The sequence below is a fragment of the Mycolicibacter icosiumassiliensis genome (assembly GCF_900078685.2).
Lineage (GTDB): Bacteria > Actinomycetota > Actinomycetes > Mycobacteriales > Mycobacteriaceae > Mycobacterium > Mycobacterium icosiumassiliensis.
On record NZ_LT546166.1, the window covers coordinates 2,722,709 to 2,739,618 of the forward strand.

The window sequence follows — 16,910 nt, forward strand, 5'->3', positions numbered from 1 at the left end:
TCGACCGTGCGGTCGCCACCTCGCCGGAATTCCGGGATCTGACCTTCTTCGAGGATCTGGTGAGCGAGGCCTCTGAAGCCGGAGTGGCGGTCGATGCCGCTGCGCCCGGTGCCGGACTGGTCGACCATCCCCGCCGATCAGCGGCGCGACGTGCTGGCGGTGCGGCTGCAAGCTATCCTGGCCCGCGAACTTCGGACATCTGCGTCAGCGATCGATGTGGATCAGCCGTTCCCCGAGATGGGGCTCGATTCCATGATCGCGATGACGGTTCTGAAAGAGACACAACAGGTGGTTGGGGTGGATTTGTCGGCGTCAATGCTGTGGAATCACCCCAGCATCTCAGCGTTGACGACGCACCTGGTGGGACTGCTGGCGTCGCGTTATACCGACCCGGACAGCACCGCGGGGCAAGACGACGATGATTTGGGGTTCGGCTCATCCGGCGGTGTGCTGGATGAGTTGTTCGATCAGGTCGAGTCGGCTTCGACCGGTAGCGAGAGCGGTATTTATTGATGACGACGATCTTCAACAGGATGTCGGCGATGGGCGCCGACAAACGGGGGGCGCTGACCGAGCAGTTCGACAAGGCGTCGCGGATCGCCGCCGCCGAACCGATCGCGGTCATCGGGATCGGCTGCCGCTTCCCGGGTGGCGCCTCGGGCCCGGACGCCTACTGGGACCTGTTGGAGACCGGGCGCGACGCCATCACCGAAATCCCCGCGGATCGCTGGGACGCCGACGAGTACTACGACCCGGACCCGCTTGCGCCGGGCCGGATGTCGTCGAAGTGGGGCGGCTTCATCTCCGATGTCGCCGGATTCGACGCCGACTTCTTCGGAATCTCCCCGCGCGAAGCCGAGGCCATGGATCCGCAACAGCGGCTGATGCTCGAGGTCGCCTGGGAGGCCCTCGAACACGCCGGAATGTCGCCGGAAACCCTGTCAGGCATCCGCTCCGCGGTGATGATGGGCGTGTATTACACGGAATACCAAGGGATTTCGGCAGCAAACCCGGACGCGATCGACGGCTACTCGGCCACCGGTAACGCCCACGCCGTCGCCGTAGGCCGGATCGCCTACCTGCTGGGCCTGCGGGGTCCCGCGGTCGCGATGGACTCGGCGTGCTCATCGTCGCTGGTCACCATTCACATGGCCTGCCAGAGCCTGCGGATGCGGGAGAGCGACCTGGCCCTGGCCGGCGGCGTCAGCCTCATCCTGCGCCCGGAAACCCAGATCGCCATGGCCAAGTGGGGAATGTTGTCGCCACGCGGCAGGTGCCACAGCTTCGACGCCGGCGCGGATGGATTCGTCCGCGGCGAGGGCGCCGGGATCGTGGTGCTCAAGCGCCTCACCGACGCCATCCGCGACGGCGACCGGGTGCTGGCGGTGGTGCGCGGTTCGGCGATCAACCAGGACGGCAAGTCCAATGGCCTGACCGCGCCGAACACCATTGCCCAGATCGACGCGATCAGTCGGGCGTTGCGCAGTGCCGACGTCGCAGCGAACTCGGTGAACCTGATTGAAACCCACGGCACTGGAACAGCTTTGGGCGATCCGATCGAGTTCGAGGCGCTGGCCGACGTCTACGGGCGCGGCGCCGACAAGTGTGCGCTGGGCGCGGTCAAGACCAACATCGGCCACCTCGAGGCGGCCGCCGGGATTGCCGGCTTCATCAAGGCTGCGTTGTCTGTGCAACGCGGACAGATCCCACCGAATCTGCACTTCTCCAAGTGGAACCCGGCGATCGACCCGTCCCCGACCCGGCTGTTCGTCCCCACCGAGATGACGCCGTGGCCGGCGGCCGAGGGCCCGCGGCGTGCCGCGGTGTCATCGTTCGGGCTGGGCGGAACCAACGCGCACGTAGTGCTCGAGCAGGGACCCGACCCGGTGCCCGCGCCGGCTTCGGCAGAACCGGTCGCCACCCTGGTGATCTCGGGCAAAACCGAACAGCGGGTGGCGGATTGGGCTGCCACCCTGGCCGACTGGCTCGCCGGCCCGGGTGCCGCTGTCCCGCTGGCCGACATCGCCCACACCCTCAACCACCACCGCAGCCGGTACGCCAAGTTCGCCACCGTCTGCGCACGCGACACCGAGCAGGCGCTGGCCGGGCTGCGGGCGGTCGCCGGCGGATACCCGGCCCCCGGAGTGGTCGGCACACACGCCGCATTGCGTGGTAAGGGAACCGTCTTTCTGTACTCGGGTCAGGGATCCCAGTGGGCCGGCATGGGCCGCCAACTGCTGGTCGATGAGCCGGCGTTTGCCGCCGCTGTCGATCAGCTGGAGCCTGATTTCGTTGCGCAGGTTGGATTTTCGCTGCGTCAGGTCCTCGAATCCGGCGAGCCGGTGGTCGGCATCGACCGCATCCAGCCGGTGCTGGTGGGCATGCAGCTGGCCTTGACGGCGCTGTGGCGATCCCACGGCGTCGAGCCGGACGCGGTGATCGGGCATTCGATGGGGGAGGTAGCCGCGGCCGTGGTGGCCGGTGCGCTGAGCCCCGCCGACGGCCTGAAGGTGATCGCCACCCGGTCGAGGCTGATGGCCCGATTGAGCGGCCAAGGTGCTATGGCCCTGCTGGAGCTGGACGCCGATGCCGCCGAGAAGCTGGTCGCCCAGCACCCCGACATCACCGTGGCGGTGTACGCAGCGCCGCAGCAGACCGTGATCGCCGGCCCGCCCGACCAGGTCGACGCGGTCGTCGCGATCGTCGACGCCCAGGGCAAGCTGGCCCGGCGCGTCGAGGTGGACGTGGCGTCGCACCACCCCACCGTCGACCCGATCCTGGGCGAGCTGCGGACCACGCTCGCCGACCTGAAGCCGTCGGCGCCGAAGATCCCGCTGATCAGCACCGTGGGGCAAACCGGTAGCGACACACCGACATTTGACGCCGATTACTGGGTGCACAACCTGCGCAACCCGGTGCGGTTCGCCCAGGCCGTGACCGCGGCCGCCGCCGGGCACGCGACCTTCATCGAGGTCAGCCCGCATCCGCTGCTCAGCCACGCCATCAACGGCAACCTCGAAACGGCGCGGCCCGCCGGTGACAGTGTGGTGAGCGGCACCCTGTTGCGCGACCAGCCCGAGGCGCTGAGCTTCCACACCAATCTGGCGACCGTCGCGCCGCCGTCCTCCGACGCGCCGCAACCCGACGGCGGGATCGGCCGGGCCAACCTGCCGCCACGGCCGTGGCAGCACGTCCGGTACTGGGCGGCGCCGGTCGCCGCGAACCGCCACAGCGCCGACGCACATCCACTGTTGGGTATCCACGTCGAACTGCCGTCCGGTCACGGCCACGTCTGGCAGGCCGACGTGGGCACCGACCTCGTCGCATGGATGGCCCACCACAAGGTGCACGGCCAGGTCGTGATGCCGGCCACCGGCTTCGCCGAGATTGCGTTGGCCGCGGCCGGCGAGGCGTTGGGCCTGCCGCCGTCCGCTGTTGCCGTGGACCGGGTCGAGGTCGAGCAGATGCTGCGCGTCGACGAGCGGACCGAGGTCACCACCCGGCTGCTGCACGACGCCGACGGTTCCGACGAACTCCGCATCGAGATCCATTCCCGCCCGGCCGGCGGCAGCTGGTCTCGGCACGCCGTGGCCCGCGCCGCGGCAGCACAGCCCGCCGCCGCGGCGCAGCGCCCGGCACCCACCGCTGGCGGTACCGCGCTGTCACCTGCCGACCTGTACACGGCGCTGCGCCGCACCGGTCTGCAGCACGGGCCGGCGTTCGCCGCACTGACCCGGATCGTGCGCAAGCCCGGTGGCGCCTCGGAGGCCGAGATTGTGCTGCCCGACGAGGCGACCGCCCACCGTGGCTACCGGATCCACCCGGTGATGCTGGACGCGGCCCTGCAGTGCCTGGCCGCGGCGCTGCCCGACGAGTCGTTGATGGGTTCGGCCGGAATGGAAGAGGCCACCTACCTTCCGGTGGCGGTCGAGAACATCCGGGTGTTCGGCGACGTGGGCCGCCGAGCCCGCGGGCACGCCGAGCTGACCAGCCACGACGACGGCGGAATCCTGGGCCGGGTCACCCTGACCGACGACACCGGGACAGTCACCGCCGAGCTGTCCGGGATCTATCTGCAGCGGGTGCAGCGCCGTACCGTGCCGCTGCCGTTGACCCAGAAGATCTTCGACACCGAATGGGTCGACGCGCCCGCTCCCGCACAGCCGCCGGCGGCCGCCGACGGCAGCTGGCTGGTGCTGACCGACGGCGCCGAAACCGAAGCGCTGGCAGCCGACTTCGCCGCCCGCTTCGGCTCCGACAACCGCCGGGTGATCACCGCGGACCTGACCAACGAAGCCGCGGTACGGGAAGCGTTCGCACAGACCGCCGACGACCCGGACCGGCCGCCGGTCGGGGTGGTGGTGCTGGCGGCCCGTAATGCCTTTGACGGCTTGGAAACCGGAGATGCGACCGGCGATGCGCCGGCCCGCGGTCGTGACCTGGCCTGGTCGGTCGCCGCTACGGTGCGCACCATCGTCGGCGGCTGGCACGGCACCGCGCCGCGGCTGTGGCTGGTCGGCCGCAACGGCCTGACCGTGGGCGTCGACGAGACGCTTGAGCACGGTGACCCGTCGATCTGCGGCCTCAAGGGACTGGTGCGGGTGCTGGCCTACGAGCACCCGGACCTGCACACCGGCGTGGTCGACCTGGACGCGTCGGCGGACCCGGCGGCGACGTTGATCACCGAGCTGGGCCTGGCGAGCACCGACGACGTGGTGGCCTGGCGCGGGGAGCACCGCTACGCCGAACGGCTCAAGCGTGCGAACTTGACACCGAACGGCGCCCCGATCGTGCGGTCCGACGGCGCCTACGTGCTGACCGGCGGCCTGGGCGGGATCGGGTTGGTCGTCGCCCGGTGGCTGATCGACCGCGGTGCTGCGCGGATTGTGCTCAACAGCCGTTCGCAGCCCTCCGAGGAGCAGCGCGCCGTGCTGTCCGAGCTGGAGGAAAAGGCCCAGATCGCGGTCGTCTCCGGCGATCTCGCCGCACCGGGTGTGGCCGAGAGCCTGGTCGCCGCCGCGGAACAGACCGGGCTCACGCTGCGCGGTGTCATCCACGGCGCCGCCGTCATCGACGACCAGATCGTGGTCGGCATCGACAAAGAGACGCTCGGCCGGGTGTGGGCGCCCAAGGCCACAGCCGCGCTGCGCCTGCATCACGCGACTCTCGGCAAGGACCTGGACTGGTGGGTCGGGTTCTCCTCGACCTCGTCGCTGCTGGGCGCACCCGGTCAGGCGTCCTACGCCGCGGCCAGCGCCTGGCTGGACGGCCTGGTGGCGTGGCGGCGGGCCGCCGGGCTGCCGGCCATCACCATCAACTGGGGCCAGTGGTCCGGCGTCGGGGTCGCCCAGGAGCTCAAGTTCAGTGCGCTGGACCCGATCAACCCCGACGAGGGCATGGAGGCCCTCGAGGCGATTCTCGGCGGCGACCTGTCCCGGGTCGGCGTGGCGCGGTTGCGCCTGGACCGGGTGGCCGCGGCCTTCCCGGAACTACAGCAACTCGGGTACTTCGCGACACTGGCCGAAGAACTTGACCTCGACGACGAGGACGACGACTGGCCCGGTCCCGAAGGCCTCAAGCAGCTCAGCGCCGCCGAGGCCACCACAGCCGTTGTCGCACGGTTGGGTTCGCGGATCATGGCGATCATGGGCTACCCCAAGGGCAGCGTCATCGATCCTGCTCGGCCGTTGACCGAGCTCGGCATGGACTCACTGATGGCGGTGCGCATCCGTAACACCGTTCGCGGTGACTTCGGCGCGGAGCCCCCGGTGGCACTGCTGCTGCAGGGTGCCTCCTTGACCGACCTGGCCGCCGACCTGGCCCGCCAACTCGGCCTCGCCGAGCAGGAGGGGGCGACCGACGGCGCAAGCGACGTTCGTAGCCGCGCTCAGCAGCGTGCCGCGGCACGTCAGCGGGCCGCGGCACGGCGAAAAGTAGGAGATCGTTCGTGACCAACAATGAAGTGCCGCCCAACGCGATCGCGGTTGTCGGCATGGCGGGGCGTTTCCCGGGCGCTCGCACGCTGACCGGATTCTGGAACAACCTGCGCAACGGCACCGAATCCATCGTCACGCTGTCCGAGGACGAGCTGCGCGCCAGCGGTGTGAGCGACAAGGCACTGGCGAACCACAACTACGTGCGGCGGGCCGCGCTGCTGGAGGGCATCGACGAGTTCGATGCGGGCTTCTTCGGCTTCACCCCGCTGGCCGCCCGCACCATGGACCCACAGCACCGGCTGTTCCTGCAGACCGCCTGGCACGCCCTGGAGGACGCCGGCTACCGGCCCGGCGAGATCGAGGGATCTGTCGGGGTCTACGGGACCAGCACCACCAGTGGCTACCTGCTGCACAACCTGATGTCGCACTACGACCCGAACCTCATCATCGGCCAGGGCGTCAGCTTCGAAATGGTCAACCTGTCGCTGCAGAACGACAAGGACTATCTGGCCACCCGGGTGGCCCACCAGCTCAACCTGCACGGCCCGGCACTGTCGGTGCAGACGGCCTGCTCGTCGGCGTTGGTCGCACTGCACTTGGCCTGCCAGAGCATCCTTAACGGCGAATGCGACATGGCGCTGGCCGGTGGGGCGTCGCTACGGGTCCCGCACCACGTCGGATACTGGCACGAGCCGGGCTCGATGGTCTCGGCGAGCGGGCACTGCCGGCCGTTCGACGTGCGCGCCGACGGCACCATCTTCTCCAGTGGTGTCGGCGTGGTGGTGCTCAAGTCGCTGGACGCGGCCGTCGATGACGGTGACCAGATCCACGCGGTGATCCGGGGTTCGGCGCTGAACAACGACGGCGGCACCAAGATGACCTACGCCGCGCCCACCGCAGCGGGCCAAGCCGACGTGATCGCCGAGGCGCATGCGGTCGCCGAAGTCGACGCGTCCACCATCAGCTATATCGAGTCGCACGGCACCGCCACCCCGCTGGGTGACCCAATCGAAATCGAGGGCCTGCGACAGGCTTTCGCGGTCTCCGAGGAACAGCGGTCCGGCCCCTGCTATGTGGGCTCGGTCAAGTCCAACATCGGGCACCTGGAGTCGGCGGCCGGTATCGCCAGCCTGATCAAGACCATCCTGTGCCTCAAGCACCGGGCGATTCCCGGCACGCTGCACTACACCAGCCCGAACCCCGAACTACACCTCGAGGACGGGCCGTTCCGGATCCGCGGCGAGTACGGGCCGTGGGAATGGGACGGCATCCGGCGCGCCGGGGTCAGCTCGTTCGGTGTCGGCGGCACCAACGCGCACGTCATCGTCGAAGAATGGCCTCAGGAAGAGGCTCTCGTCCCGGCGCCCAAGCCCGGCCCCGAGGTGCTGCTGCTGTCGGCACGTACCGCCGAAGCGCTGGCGCAGGGACGCATCGATCTGGCCGCTGAGCTGACCGGTGGCCAGGATGGCGAAGCGCCCAACCTCCCCGATGTGGCCTACACGCTGGCCAGCCGGCACCCGCACAACCTGCGGCTGGCCGCGGTCGTCGCCGATCGGGCCGACGCAGCATCGGTGCTGGGTGCCGAGGAGAGCGAGAACGTCTTCATCGGCGAGGGCGTGGACCTCGGCGCGGACGCGTCCGAGACCGACCGGGTGGTGTTCCTGTTCCCGGGACAGGGTGCCCAGCACATCGGGATGGCGCGCGGGCTCTACGACAACGAGCCGGTGTTCGCCGAATACTTCGACCGCTGCGTGGCCGGTTTCGAGGCGGAGCTGGGCTATGACCTGCGCGCGATGATCTTCGAGGGCACCTCGCGTGACCTCGAGCGCACCGACCGCACCCAGCCGGCGCTGTTCACCGTGGAATACGCGCTGGCGAAGCTGGTCGAGAGCTACGGCGTGCGTCCAGCGGCGCTGGTCGGTCACAGCATCGGCGAATACGCCGCCGCAACCGTGGCCGGTGTCTTCGACCTCGACACCGCGATCAAGGTGGTGGCGATGCGGGCCCGGCTGATGCACGCCGCGCCGCGCGGCGTCATGGTGGCCGTACCGATCAGTGCCGACGCGGTCGGTGCTTATCTCACCGGTGATGTCGACCTGGCCGCGGTCAACGACCCGGACGGCTGCGTGGTCGCCGGAACCGAAGCCGACATCCGGGTGTTCTCCGACGCGCTTAAGCAAGCCGGGATCAACGCGCGCCGGGTGCGGACCTCGCACGCGTTCCACTCCCGCCTGATGGACTCGATGATCTCGGAGTTCACCGCGTTCCTGTCTCGGCAGACCCTGCACGAGCCGCAGATCCCGCTGCTGTCGAACCTGACCGGCACCTGGTTGGCGCCCAGCGAGGCGACCAACCCGGCGACCTGGGCGCGCAGCGTGCGGGCCACGGTGCGGTTCGCTGACGAGATCGACACCGTGCTGAACGACCCGCACCGTGTCCTGGTCGAGGTCGGCCCGGGGGCCACCCTGACCGCGTCGGCGGCCCGCAACCCGAAGTTCGCGAGCGGACATCGGGCCGTCCGTTTGATGCGCCATCACGCCCAGAACCGCGACGATCGCGACACCTTCCTGCTGGCGCTCGGCCAACTGTGGGCCGCCGGTGTTGAGGTGGACTGGTCACCGCTGCGCGGCGACTATCAACCCAAGCGCGTCACTGTCCCCGGCTATCCGTTTGAGCGCCAACGGCATTGGCTTGAGCACAATGCCGGCGCCACCTGGGTGTCCGGCACGGGCGCCGCAGGCGGCGCCGCGGGCGAGCAGGGCAGCGGTAACGGCACCAGCGGTTCCAGCGGCACTTCTATCGAGGCGACGCTGCAACGGATCTGGGCGGTGTGCCTGGGTGTCGGCTCGGTGGACCGCACCGCCAACTTCTTCGACGTCGGCGGTGACTCGCTGGTGGCGATCAGCGTCGCCATGGCCGCCTCGCACGAGGGGCTGGACCTCACCCCGCAGGACCTCTACGACAACCCGACGGTCGTGGCGCTGGCCAAGGCACTGACCGCCCGCTACACCGCCGGCGGACTGGGCCGCCAGTCGCTCGGCGAGGTGGAGCACCCGCCCCTACCGCCGAACATCACCTACTTCCTGGAAAACGGTGTCCGCGAACACGGTCGCTGGCGTATCCCGCTGATCCTGCGGCTGCGGCCCGACGTCTCCGTCGACGACGTCCGAGCCGTATTGACCGCGGTGGTCAACCACCACGACGCGCTGCGGCTGCGCATCACCGAGCGGGCCGGTACCTGGGAACAGCAGGTGGCCGAACCCGGCGAGTTCGGGGAGATCAGCACCCACTCGCTGCCCGAGGGCATGACGGCGGAACGCGATGCGGTGCGCACGCTGCTGACCGAGCACATCCGCGACCAGGATCTGTCCAGCCCGCCGCTGACGGCGCTCTACATCCGGGGCGCCTCAGGTGACTTGTGCTACCTCGCGCTGAGCCTGCACGCAACCGTCGGTGACGAGGCCTCCCGCGACATCCTGGTCACCGATATCTTCACCGCCTTCGGTCAGAAGCTGGGCGGCAACGACATCGAACTGCAGCCGGTCGGGGTCGGATGGACCGAGTGGTCGCAGCGTTGCGCCGGACTTGTAACCCACCCGGCGGTGCTGGAAAGCCGCGAATTCTGGTTGAAGACAACGAAGTCGGCGACCCTGCGGCTGGCCGCAGATGTCGCCGAGCCCCCGGCCGCGGCCGATCTGTCCAAGCTCACCACGACGCTGCCCGCCGCCGACACCAGCGAGATCGACGATGCGCGTCGGCGGCTGCGGCTGCCGATCAACGAGATCCTGCTGGCCGGGCTGAGCCGGGCGGTGGCCTCGGCGGTCGGCGAGGGCACTCTCGCCGTCGACATGGGGGGAGCGGGCCGTTCGGTGCTCAAGCCCGACGTCGATCTGCGCCGTACGGTGGGCTGGTTCACCACGCTCTACCCGGTTGCGCTGGGCTGCTCCGCCGACGGCCAGGCAAGTGCTCGGCAGCTGCTGGACTCGATCCACGAAACGTTGGACGGTGTACCGCATTACGGGATCGGCTACGGCCTGCTCCGCTACCTGTACGCGCCGACCGCGCGACTGTTCGGCTCGGTTGCCCCTGCCGATGTGTACTTCTCCTACGTCGGCGCGATTCCCGAGCCGCCATCGCTCGGCGATGCTCCCGTCCAGTTCGACCCCGATACCGCGATGCCGGTGCGTGAGGCGATCCCGGGGCTGGGGCACGCGCTGGAGCTGCGGGCCTATCGCACCGGCGGTGTGCTGTACCTGGATTGGTGGCATGACAGCCGCCGGATCGAGGAGTCGGTGGTGCGCGCGATCGCCGACGGTTTCTCCGCGGCGGTGATGGACCTGGTCCGCGCGGCCCTCGCCGAAGAGGACCTGGCCTCGCAAGGCGAAGACGAAATGACCTTGGTCGAGCTGTCTTAGCCTTTGATTTAGGAGAGAACCGAAAGTGTTTGCCACGTCGGTCATTAGGAAGCTGGCGATCAGTGAGGAGATGCTGGCCGAGACCCACAATTTCGTGGGCCTCGCCGCACACGTCACCGGTCCGGTCGACATCGATCTGCTCTCGGAGGCCTACGAGGCGCTGCTGGAGGCGCATCCGATCCTCACCGGGCGCCTGGAGCGACTGCCCGACGGGCGCCACCAGTTCGTCACCGATGACCTGATGCCCGACGGCATCGAGGTCATCGAACTCGAGGGGCCCGACGCGCAGCCGCCCGCCCCGCGTTTCGACCAGAGCGAGTCGCTGGTGGCGATGCGGGTGATCATCCGCGACGGGCAGGCCCAGCCGACCCTGTACGTGCACCACGCCGTCGCCGACGGTCACCACATGTACGCGCTGATCGAGGAGATGCTGTCTTTCTATACCGACCTGGTCACCACCGGCCGGATCGGTGCGATCAACGTTGAACCCGCTCCACTGTCCGTCGAAGCGGTGCTGGCCGATCGGGGGATCGCCAAGCAGCAGCGCTCCGGGATCGAACGGTTCATGCCGGCGCTGTTCGCCTACGACCTGCCGCCGACCCGGCGGGCCGTCGGGCAGGAGACGCCGTCGTCGCCGGTGCTCGTGCCGATGGCGTCGTGCCGATTGACCGAAAGCCAGACCGACAACGTGGTCGCGTTCGGCCGGGCCCACGACCTGAGCCTGCATGCGGTGCTGTCGGCCGCGGTGCTGATCGCCGAATGGCAGCTGCGCGGCAAGCTGAGTATCCCGGTGCCCTACGTCTACACCGTCGACTTGAGATACTTTCTGTCACCGCCGGTTTCGGCCACCGGATGCACCAACCCGATCGGGCTGGCCACCTACCTCGCCGAGGTCGACGCCAAGACCGATCTGGTCGAGATGGCTCGCGATATCGCCGCGAACTTCCAGAAGGACCTCGACGAGGGCGTCATTCAGCAGTCCCGGTTGCACTTCAGCCCGCAGTACGTCGGAAACCCGCCGGGCCTGCCCGACGTCGTCGTGCTGAGCAACAACGGTCTGGTTCCGCCGGTGCGGACGCCACCGGGCGTCGAGGTGACCACGACACACGGCGAGCTGTACTTCGCCGTGAGTGCGGGTATCGACATCTACTTCACCCAGATCTTCTCCGGGCAGCTCAACATCGAATATCACTCCCACGGGCCGGCGCCTGAGCGCTCGGTGGAGGCGATTCGCGCGCTGCTGTGCGAGATCGCCGATCAGCACGCCGCCGGCGTCAGCTGACCGGGCCGAAGGCGTAGCGGTGATACTGCAGCATTCCGCGCAGCGGCCGCACCGCCCGGGCCAACCGGCTGGATCGCCGGAATCCGGCCGGTACTCGGCTGAAGGTCTCCGCGTCGAAGAAATTCGCGGCTGCCAGCAGCCGAATGCCGGTGACCTTGCCCAGAATGTCGGCGGGATCGTTGACCGCCCAGTGCAGCGTGGCGCCGGACTGTCGTTGCAGCCGATGGCTCTTCTGGGTCTTGATACCGAACCAGTTGTAGAAGTCGATCTGCAGTTCGCCGGCCGGGAACTTGTCGACGATGCTTTGCAGCAGTGCCACACCGTCGGCTTCGGACAGGTACATGCTGATGCCCTCGGCCAACAGCAGGACCGGGCGATCGGTGGGAACGTCGTCGAGCCACGACGGGTCGGTCGCCGACGTCGCCACCAGGTGGTAACCCGGGCGGTCGGGGTACACCTGCTTGCGCAACGCGATCACCGGTGGCTGGTCGACGTCGTACCAGGTCACCTCGGGACCGGGATCGATCCGGAAGACCCGGGCGTCCATACCGCAGCCGAGGTGAATGACCGTCGCATCCGGGTGGGCGGCCAGGAACTGACGCGCCCAGATGTCGTATTGGGCGGTGCGTACCGTCACCAGGGGCGCCCAGCGGCCGGGAGCCTTGAGTGCGTCCCAGTCGAAGTCGATACGCTCGACCGCCGCTTTGGCGTACCGATCGCCCAGCACCGGGGAGTCGAAATCGGCGTCGAGTGCCTTGAGGTAGAGCGTCGTCAGCATGGTTGCCGCGGCGCCGTGCAGGTCGACGGGGATCTTGTCTGCCACGTCGGCGAGCCTAATACGCTTGACGGGCAGTCGATGCACCGCACGGTCGGACCCGGCGGTTCAGCGAGGCTCGACGGAGGAGAGCCGAAGCTGGGACCGTCGCATGAACCCGGCGGTTCAGCGAGGCTCGACGGAGGAGAGCCGAAGCTGGGACCGTCGCATGAACCCGGCGGTTCAGCGAGGCTCGACGGAGGAGAGCCGAAGCTGGGACCGTCGCATGAACCAGGAGGCACAGATGGCGGTTGAGGCCAGCGAGCGCAACGGACGAGCGCCGCGGATCCTGTTGTTGTACTACAGCTTCTCCGGGCAATCGCGCAAGGTGCTCGAGGCTGCCGGCGAGGTGTTCGCGCAGCGGGGCTGCGAGGTGGTCACAGCCGGTATCGAATTCACCGACCCGCGCTACTCCCAGCGTTTCGCGCAGTTCCCGCTGCGCCGGGTCTGGCCGGACATGCTCAGCGTGCTCAAGGCGCAGCAGCGCGGCGAGACGGGACAGATCCGCACTCCGGACGCGGTGCGCGACGGCGACTACGACTTGATCTGCATCGGCTCGCCGACCTGGTGGAAGGCGCCCGCCATGCCGATCAGGTCATTTCTGCAAACGGATGAGGCCCGAAAGCTTCTGGACGGCAAGCCGTTTGTGGTGTTCACCGTGTGCCGCGAGTTCTGGCAGGAGAACTATGCCGAGGTCTGTCGGCTCGCCGACGAGTGCGGCGGTCGCTATCAGGATGAGATTCACCTCACCTACGCCGGCGACCCGCTGCGTTCGATGCTGGCGTTGACCAGCTACCTGGGCAGCGGCCGCTACCGGGAGCGCTACCTGGGCCTGCGCCTGCCACCCACCAACGTCCAGCCCGAACAGCTCGACCGGGTCCGCAAGTTCGCCGCGGGCCTGGTGAGCCGGTTGTTCGGCAAGTGAGAGGTCAGCGGTAATGCCCCGTTCCTTTGAGGTGACGTTCTCCTCACCGGCATCCGTCGAACAGGTCCACGGTGCCTTCGGGGACCGGTCCTATTGGCAGGCCCGGCTTGAGGCCTTCGGCGGAAGTAAGACCCTCGATTCCCTCGATGTCGATGCGGACGGCCGTATTCGGGTCGTGGTGACCGAGGATCTGCGCCACGGCGCGTTGCCCGGGATGTTGGCCAAGGTGTACCGCGGCGACCTCAACATCGTCACCACCGAGGTATGGACGCCGGCCGAGGACGGACGGGTGAATGGTGAGATCACGGTCGCGGTGACCGGTGCCCCGGGGTCGGGGAGCGGCATCGCGGTGCTCGAACGCGACGGCACCGGCTCGAGGCTGGCGCTCAACGGCACGATCCGGTTCAAGGTGCCATTGGTGGGTGGCCCCATCGAGAGCTTTCTTGCCCGGGAATTCTCGCAAGGCATTCCGGAAATTCAACGGTTCACCACGACCTGGCTGGGTGAAAATGCCTGAATCTGAGTCGCCGTACGCGCATGTGCCGACAACGACCGAGGCGTTGGCCCGGCTGGACATGCCGTTGGGTGCGGCCATGATGACCCAGCGTGCGATACGGCGGGTGTACTCCGACCCGGTCGATGACGCCGTGGTGCTCAAGTGCATCGAGCTGGCGCTGCGTGCCCCGACCGGAAATGACGGGCAGAACTGGGAATTCATCGTCGTGAAGGATCGCCGCGTTAAAGAAGAACTGGCGAAGCGTTATCGGCAGGCGTGGAAGATTCAGCGCGGCGTGGTGTTACGGCGAAAAATCAAAACCGACGAATCGATCGCCGGCATTGCCCGGGCGATGGAGTGGCAGATCGACCATTTCGCCGAGCTCCCGGTGCTCGTGGTGGCCTGCCTGCGGTTGGGGGCGCGGGAGGGCCGGTTGCCGGTTGTGCGCATGCCGCACATCGCCGAATCCGCCTACTGGGGATCGATCTACCCCAGCGTTCAGAATCTGCTGCTCGCTGCCCGTGCCATGGGATTGGGTGCGTCACTGATCACCCTTCCGCTGTGGAATCAGCGCGCCGTACGGCGCGTCCTGGGCCTGCCGCACGGGGTCACGCCGTGCTGCATCGTTCCGCTGGGCTGGCCCCGTGGGCGCTACGGCCCGACCACCCGCAAGCCAGTCGGCGAGGTCGCTCACCTCGACGGCTATGGCAACCGGGAGTGGTTGCACCGCCGAGACCTTGAAGACGCAGAAGACGCATAGGTCTTCTCAGGTCGCGTTTTCGCAAACCTCGGGGTAACCTGTGGTCGCACGTTGGTTCACTTCTGGGGGGAAGAAGAACGATGTATGTTGCCGTCTGCAACCGTCGTCAGGTCAAGGGGGGCGTTGCCGCCGCCGTCGCCGGGATCGTCGCCGGCCAGGCACTTGCCGTCGCGCCGCTCCCGGGACTAGCGAGTGTGGAGCGCGCGGCCAGCCTGCTCGCCGCGGATTCGCTGCTCAACGTCCCGTTGAACCTGTTCCAGGACGTCGTGAACATCCCGTCCAACGAGATTCAGGCGATTCAGAACCTGGGCAACGCGATGTTTTTCGGCGGGACTTGGTTCACATCCAGCGCCACGAACCTGTGGGGTGAGGACCCGGGCGACGGGGGGCGCTTCATGGCGATCACCCAGATGCTGTTCCCGTTCCCGGCGATTTCCGGGATCGATGACCCGGCCCCCGGATATGGCGACTTCAATTGGGATGATGCGGCGGCCGGCCATCTGGGCCTGAGCCAGCAGATCGCCCTGATGCTGGACGCTGAGCTCCCGGTCAGTGCATCCAGTGATGCCGACTGGAGCGGGCCGGTGATTCCGATCGCTCCCATCACCGGTTATGCCCCGCTCGACTCGGGCCTGTGGAACACGATGATCTGGACCGGGCTGCAGGAGTTCCCGCTGATCGACAACTGGTTCAAAGTCCCGTTGTCTGATCTGCAGGACGGGTACACATTCGGCAACGTCGTCGACCCCAGCGCCGGTGTCGGCGAGAACGGGGCGGTTCCCACCGACGACGTCTACCAGATGCCTGGCACGCACCCGCTGCTGGACGCCAACGGTAACCCCGTCCTCAACGCCGGCGGCAACGTGATCCAACTCATGCCGTGGTCCAATCAAGAGTTCAAACTGGATTTGGCGTATCCCTTCCAACACTTCTGGCAGAGCTTGCAGGCTCCGGTCGACCCCAACACGTACGTGCAGGGCTTCCAATTGCCCGACCTGATCGAATTGGGCCGGGCCCTGCAGAACCTCACTGCGGGTTCGGTCGTCGGCTTCGACCCGTTCGTCGTGGGCAGCCCGCTTTGCCTGCAGGTCTGCGGTTCCATCCCGGATGCGTTGAGCATGCCGGGGATTGTTCAGGGCATCAGCGAGCTGTGGCCGGGAAACACCTCAATCGAGCACTGGCTTGAGCTGTATAACACCCCGGGTACCGGCCCCGGTGACCTGGCCAACCCGTTCGGTATGACCAACAACCCGGTGCAGACCTCAGTTAACTTTTCGAACTTGTTCATGGAGGGGATTCGCGCCCAGTTCGATCTCGGCAACCCGCTTCCAAACCAGGCGCCGGAGGGCGTGAATACCCCGACTGAGTTCCCGGTAGGCCCAACTGCTCAGGCCTTGATCGATCTGATGCAGAAGGACCTCGTTCCGGGCGTGAATGACACCAGCGTGCAGGACTTCGTCGGCTCCCTCGCGTCCGCTTTCCACTACACGCCGATCGACTACAGTGACCCCAACTGGTTGATCGACGCCGTACCGCCGAACACCATCGAAGAATGGCTCGCCTCGCTGTTCGCCGGTCTGGGGTTCTGAGCCGGGGAGCCAGACCCGACCGTTAGAGCATCAGCCCGGCAATCGCTGCAATCGCTGCGGCTGGGATAGCTTTCTTAGGAATGTCGTTGACTCACAAGTGATTCGGCGCATTTTGGGCGGTATGCCCGGGACGGATCTGGTCGGTCGGCCACCTCACGGCGCCTGCGCGGGCGGGGGTCGGTGTCACTAATGGGTGGTAGTCCGATCCGAGTCCCGACAGCGGTTGGCGCGGCATCTGTTTCGGCCAGTCCTTTTTGCAGCCATGGTGGTGCTTGTTGGCAGCCGTCATTGTGGCGTGCTCGCTGCGGTCAGGTACGGGTAGTGGCTCGTGTCGGTGAGTTCGTGATTTCTTGCTTTCGCCAGCCGCCGATCGTCTAGTCCTTGATGGCCAGATCGGCGGCGATCTGGCGGGCCGGCGGCGACCAGATCGAGTACTTCGCGGCGGTCGGAAGTCCTCGGGATAACGCTGGGGCACGGACGACGGATCCTTCGGTGGGTGGGCGTTGTGGCCCGAAGTTCAGCAAACCGAATTCGTGCCACCCCGAGCACATATGACCGGCTACGAAAGGGGGTGGCTCGACCGCAAACCACTGGACCAGCCCGCTCGAAGCCAGCACGACCACATCGACCGTTACTTGCCACTTGGCGCCGAGCTACCTGTACGCTGCGCGATGCAGCCACACCGATCACCCC

Annotated in this window: 9 protein-coding genes; 8 read left to right on the top strand and 1 reads right to left on the bottom strand. The window is 67.7% G+C overall.

The genetic code is table 11. The features are described 5' to 3' along the window. Window positions 1-93: 93 nt before the first annotated feature. From BN4346_RS49935 to BN4346_RS37015, 4 genes are read left to right on the top strand one after another with little or no spacing between them, the layout of a single operon-like run. Window positions 94-513 (top strand): acyl carrier protein, encoded by a 420-nt coding sequence (locus BN4346_RS49935; RefSeq protein ID WP_407695083.1) that lies wholly within the window; start codon window positions 94-96, stop codon window positions 511-513. Next, window positions 513-5,951 carry a type I polyketide synthase gene (locus tag BN4346_RS37005; RefSeq protein WP_067973247.1) on the top strand — a complete coding sequence of 1,813 codons (5,439 nt, stop codon included), beginning with the start codon at window positions 513-515 and terminating at the stop codon, window positions 5,949-5,951. Before BN4346_RS49935 ends, BN4346_RS37005 begins: the two co-directional genes overlap by 1 nt. Then, window positions 5,948-10,351 (top strand): type I polyketide synthase, encoded by a 4,404-nt coding sequence (locus BN4346_RS37010; protein ID WP_268811482.1) that lies wholly within the window; start codon window positions 5,948-5,950, stop codon window positions 10,349-10,351. The genes BN4346_RS37005 and BN4346_RS37010 overlap by 4 nt, the downstream gene beginning before the upstream one ends. 25 nt (window positions 10,352-10,376) lie before the next feature. Continuing rightward, window positions 10,377-11,633, top strand: a complete 1,257-nt coding sequence (locus BN4346_RS37015; RefSeq protein ID WP_067973249.1) for a phthiocerol/phthiodiolone dimycocerosyl transferase family protein — start codon at window positions 10,377-10,379, stop codon at window positions 11,631-11,633. Here BN4346_RS37015 and BN4346_RS37020 read toward each other — a convergent pair. Continuing rightward, entirely contained in the window at window positions 11,626-12,456 is an 831-nt protein-coding gene (locus BN4346_RS37020) for a class I SAM-dependent methyltransferase (RefSeq protein ID WP_067973254.1), read from the bottom strand. The two genes, BN4346_RS37015 and BN4346_RS37020, sit on opposite strands and share 8 nt — an antisense overlap. Window positions 12,457-12,673: 217 nt before the next feature. On the opposite strand from BN4346_RS37020, the gene BN4346_RS37030 reads away from it, so the two are divergent. The 4 genes from BN4346_RS37030 (at window position 12,674) to BN4346_RS37045 (ending at window position 16,217) form a co-directional block, all read left to right on the top strand. Then, window positions 12,674-13,372 carry a flavodoxin family protein gene (locus tag BN4346_RS37030; RefSeq protein WP_078058666.1) on the top strand — a complete coding sequence of 233 codons (699 nt, stop codon included), beginning with the start codon at window positions 12,674-12,676 and terminating at the stop codon, window positions 13,370-13,372. Window positions 13,373-13,385: 13 nt separating this feature from the next. Next, window positions 13,386-13,889 (top strand): DUF2505 domain-containing protein, encoded by a 504-nt coding sequence (locus tag BN4346_RS37035; RefSeq protein ID WP_067973257.1) that lies wholly within the window; start codon window positions 13,386-13,388, stop codon window positions 13,887-13,889. Further along, window positions 13,882-14,628: a nitroreductase family protein gene (locus BN4346_RS37040; RefSeq protein WP_067973260.1), complete on the top strand. Its 747-nt coding sequence runs from the start codon at window positions 13,882-13,884 to the stop codon at window positions 14,626-14,628. The genes BN4346_RS37035 and BN4346_RS37040 overlap by 8 nt, the downstream gene beginning before the upstream one ends. An 80-nt stretch (window positions 14,629-14,708) precedes the next feature. Next, complete coding sequence (locus BN4346_RS37045; protein WP_067973262.1) at window positions 14,709-16,217, top strand: hypothetical protein; 1,509 nt, start codon at window positions 14,709-14,711, stop codon at window positions 16,215-16,217. The last annotated feature ends 693 nt before the right edge of the window (window positions 16,218-16,910 follow it).

What these genes read in the sequence shown, in the direction of transcription:
- BN4346_RS49935 (WP_407695083.1), top strand. Translation starts at nt 94, where the DNA reads ATGCCGCTGCGCCCGGTGCCGGACTGGTCGACCATCCCCGCCGATCAG.
- BN4346_RS37005 (WP_067973247.1), top strand. Translation starts at nt 513, where the DNA reads ATGACGACGATCTTCAACAGGATGTCGGCGATGGGCGCCGACAAACGG.
- BN4346_RS37030 (WP_078058666.1), top strand. Translation starts at nt 12,674, where the DNA reads ATGAACCAGGAGGCACAGATGGCGGTTGAGGCCAGCGAGCGCAACGGA.
- BN4346_RS37035 (WP_067973257.1), top strand. Translation starts at nt 13,386, where the DNA reads ATGCCCCGTTCCTTTGAGGTGACGTTCTCCTCACCGGCATCCGTCGAA.
- BN4346_RS37040 (WP_067973260.1), top strand. Translation starts at nt 13,882, where the DNA reads ATGCCTGAATCTGAGTCGCCGTACGCGCATGTGCCGACAACGACCGAG.
- BN4346_RS37045 (WP_067973262.1), top strand. Translation starts at nt 14,709, where the DNA reads ATGTATGTTGCCGTCTGCAACCGTCGTCAGGTCAAGGGGGGCGTTGCC.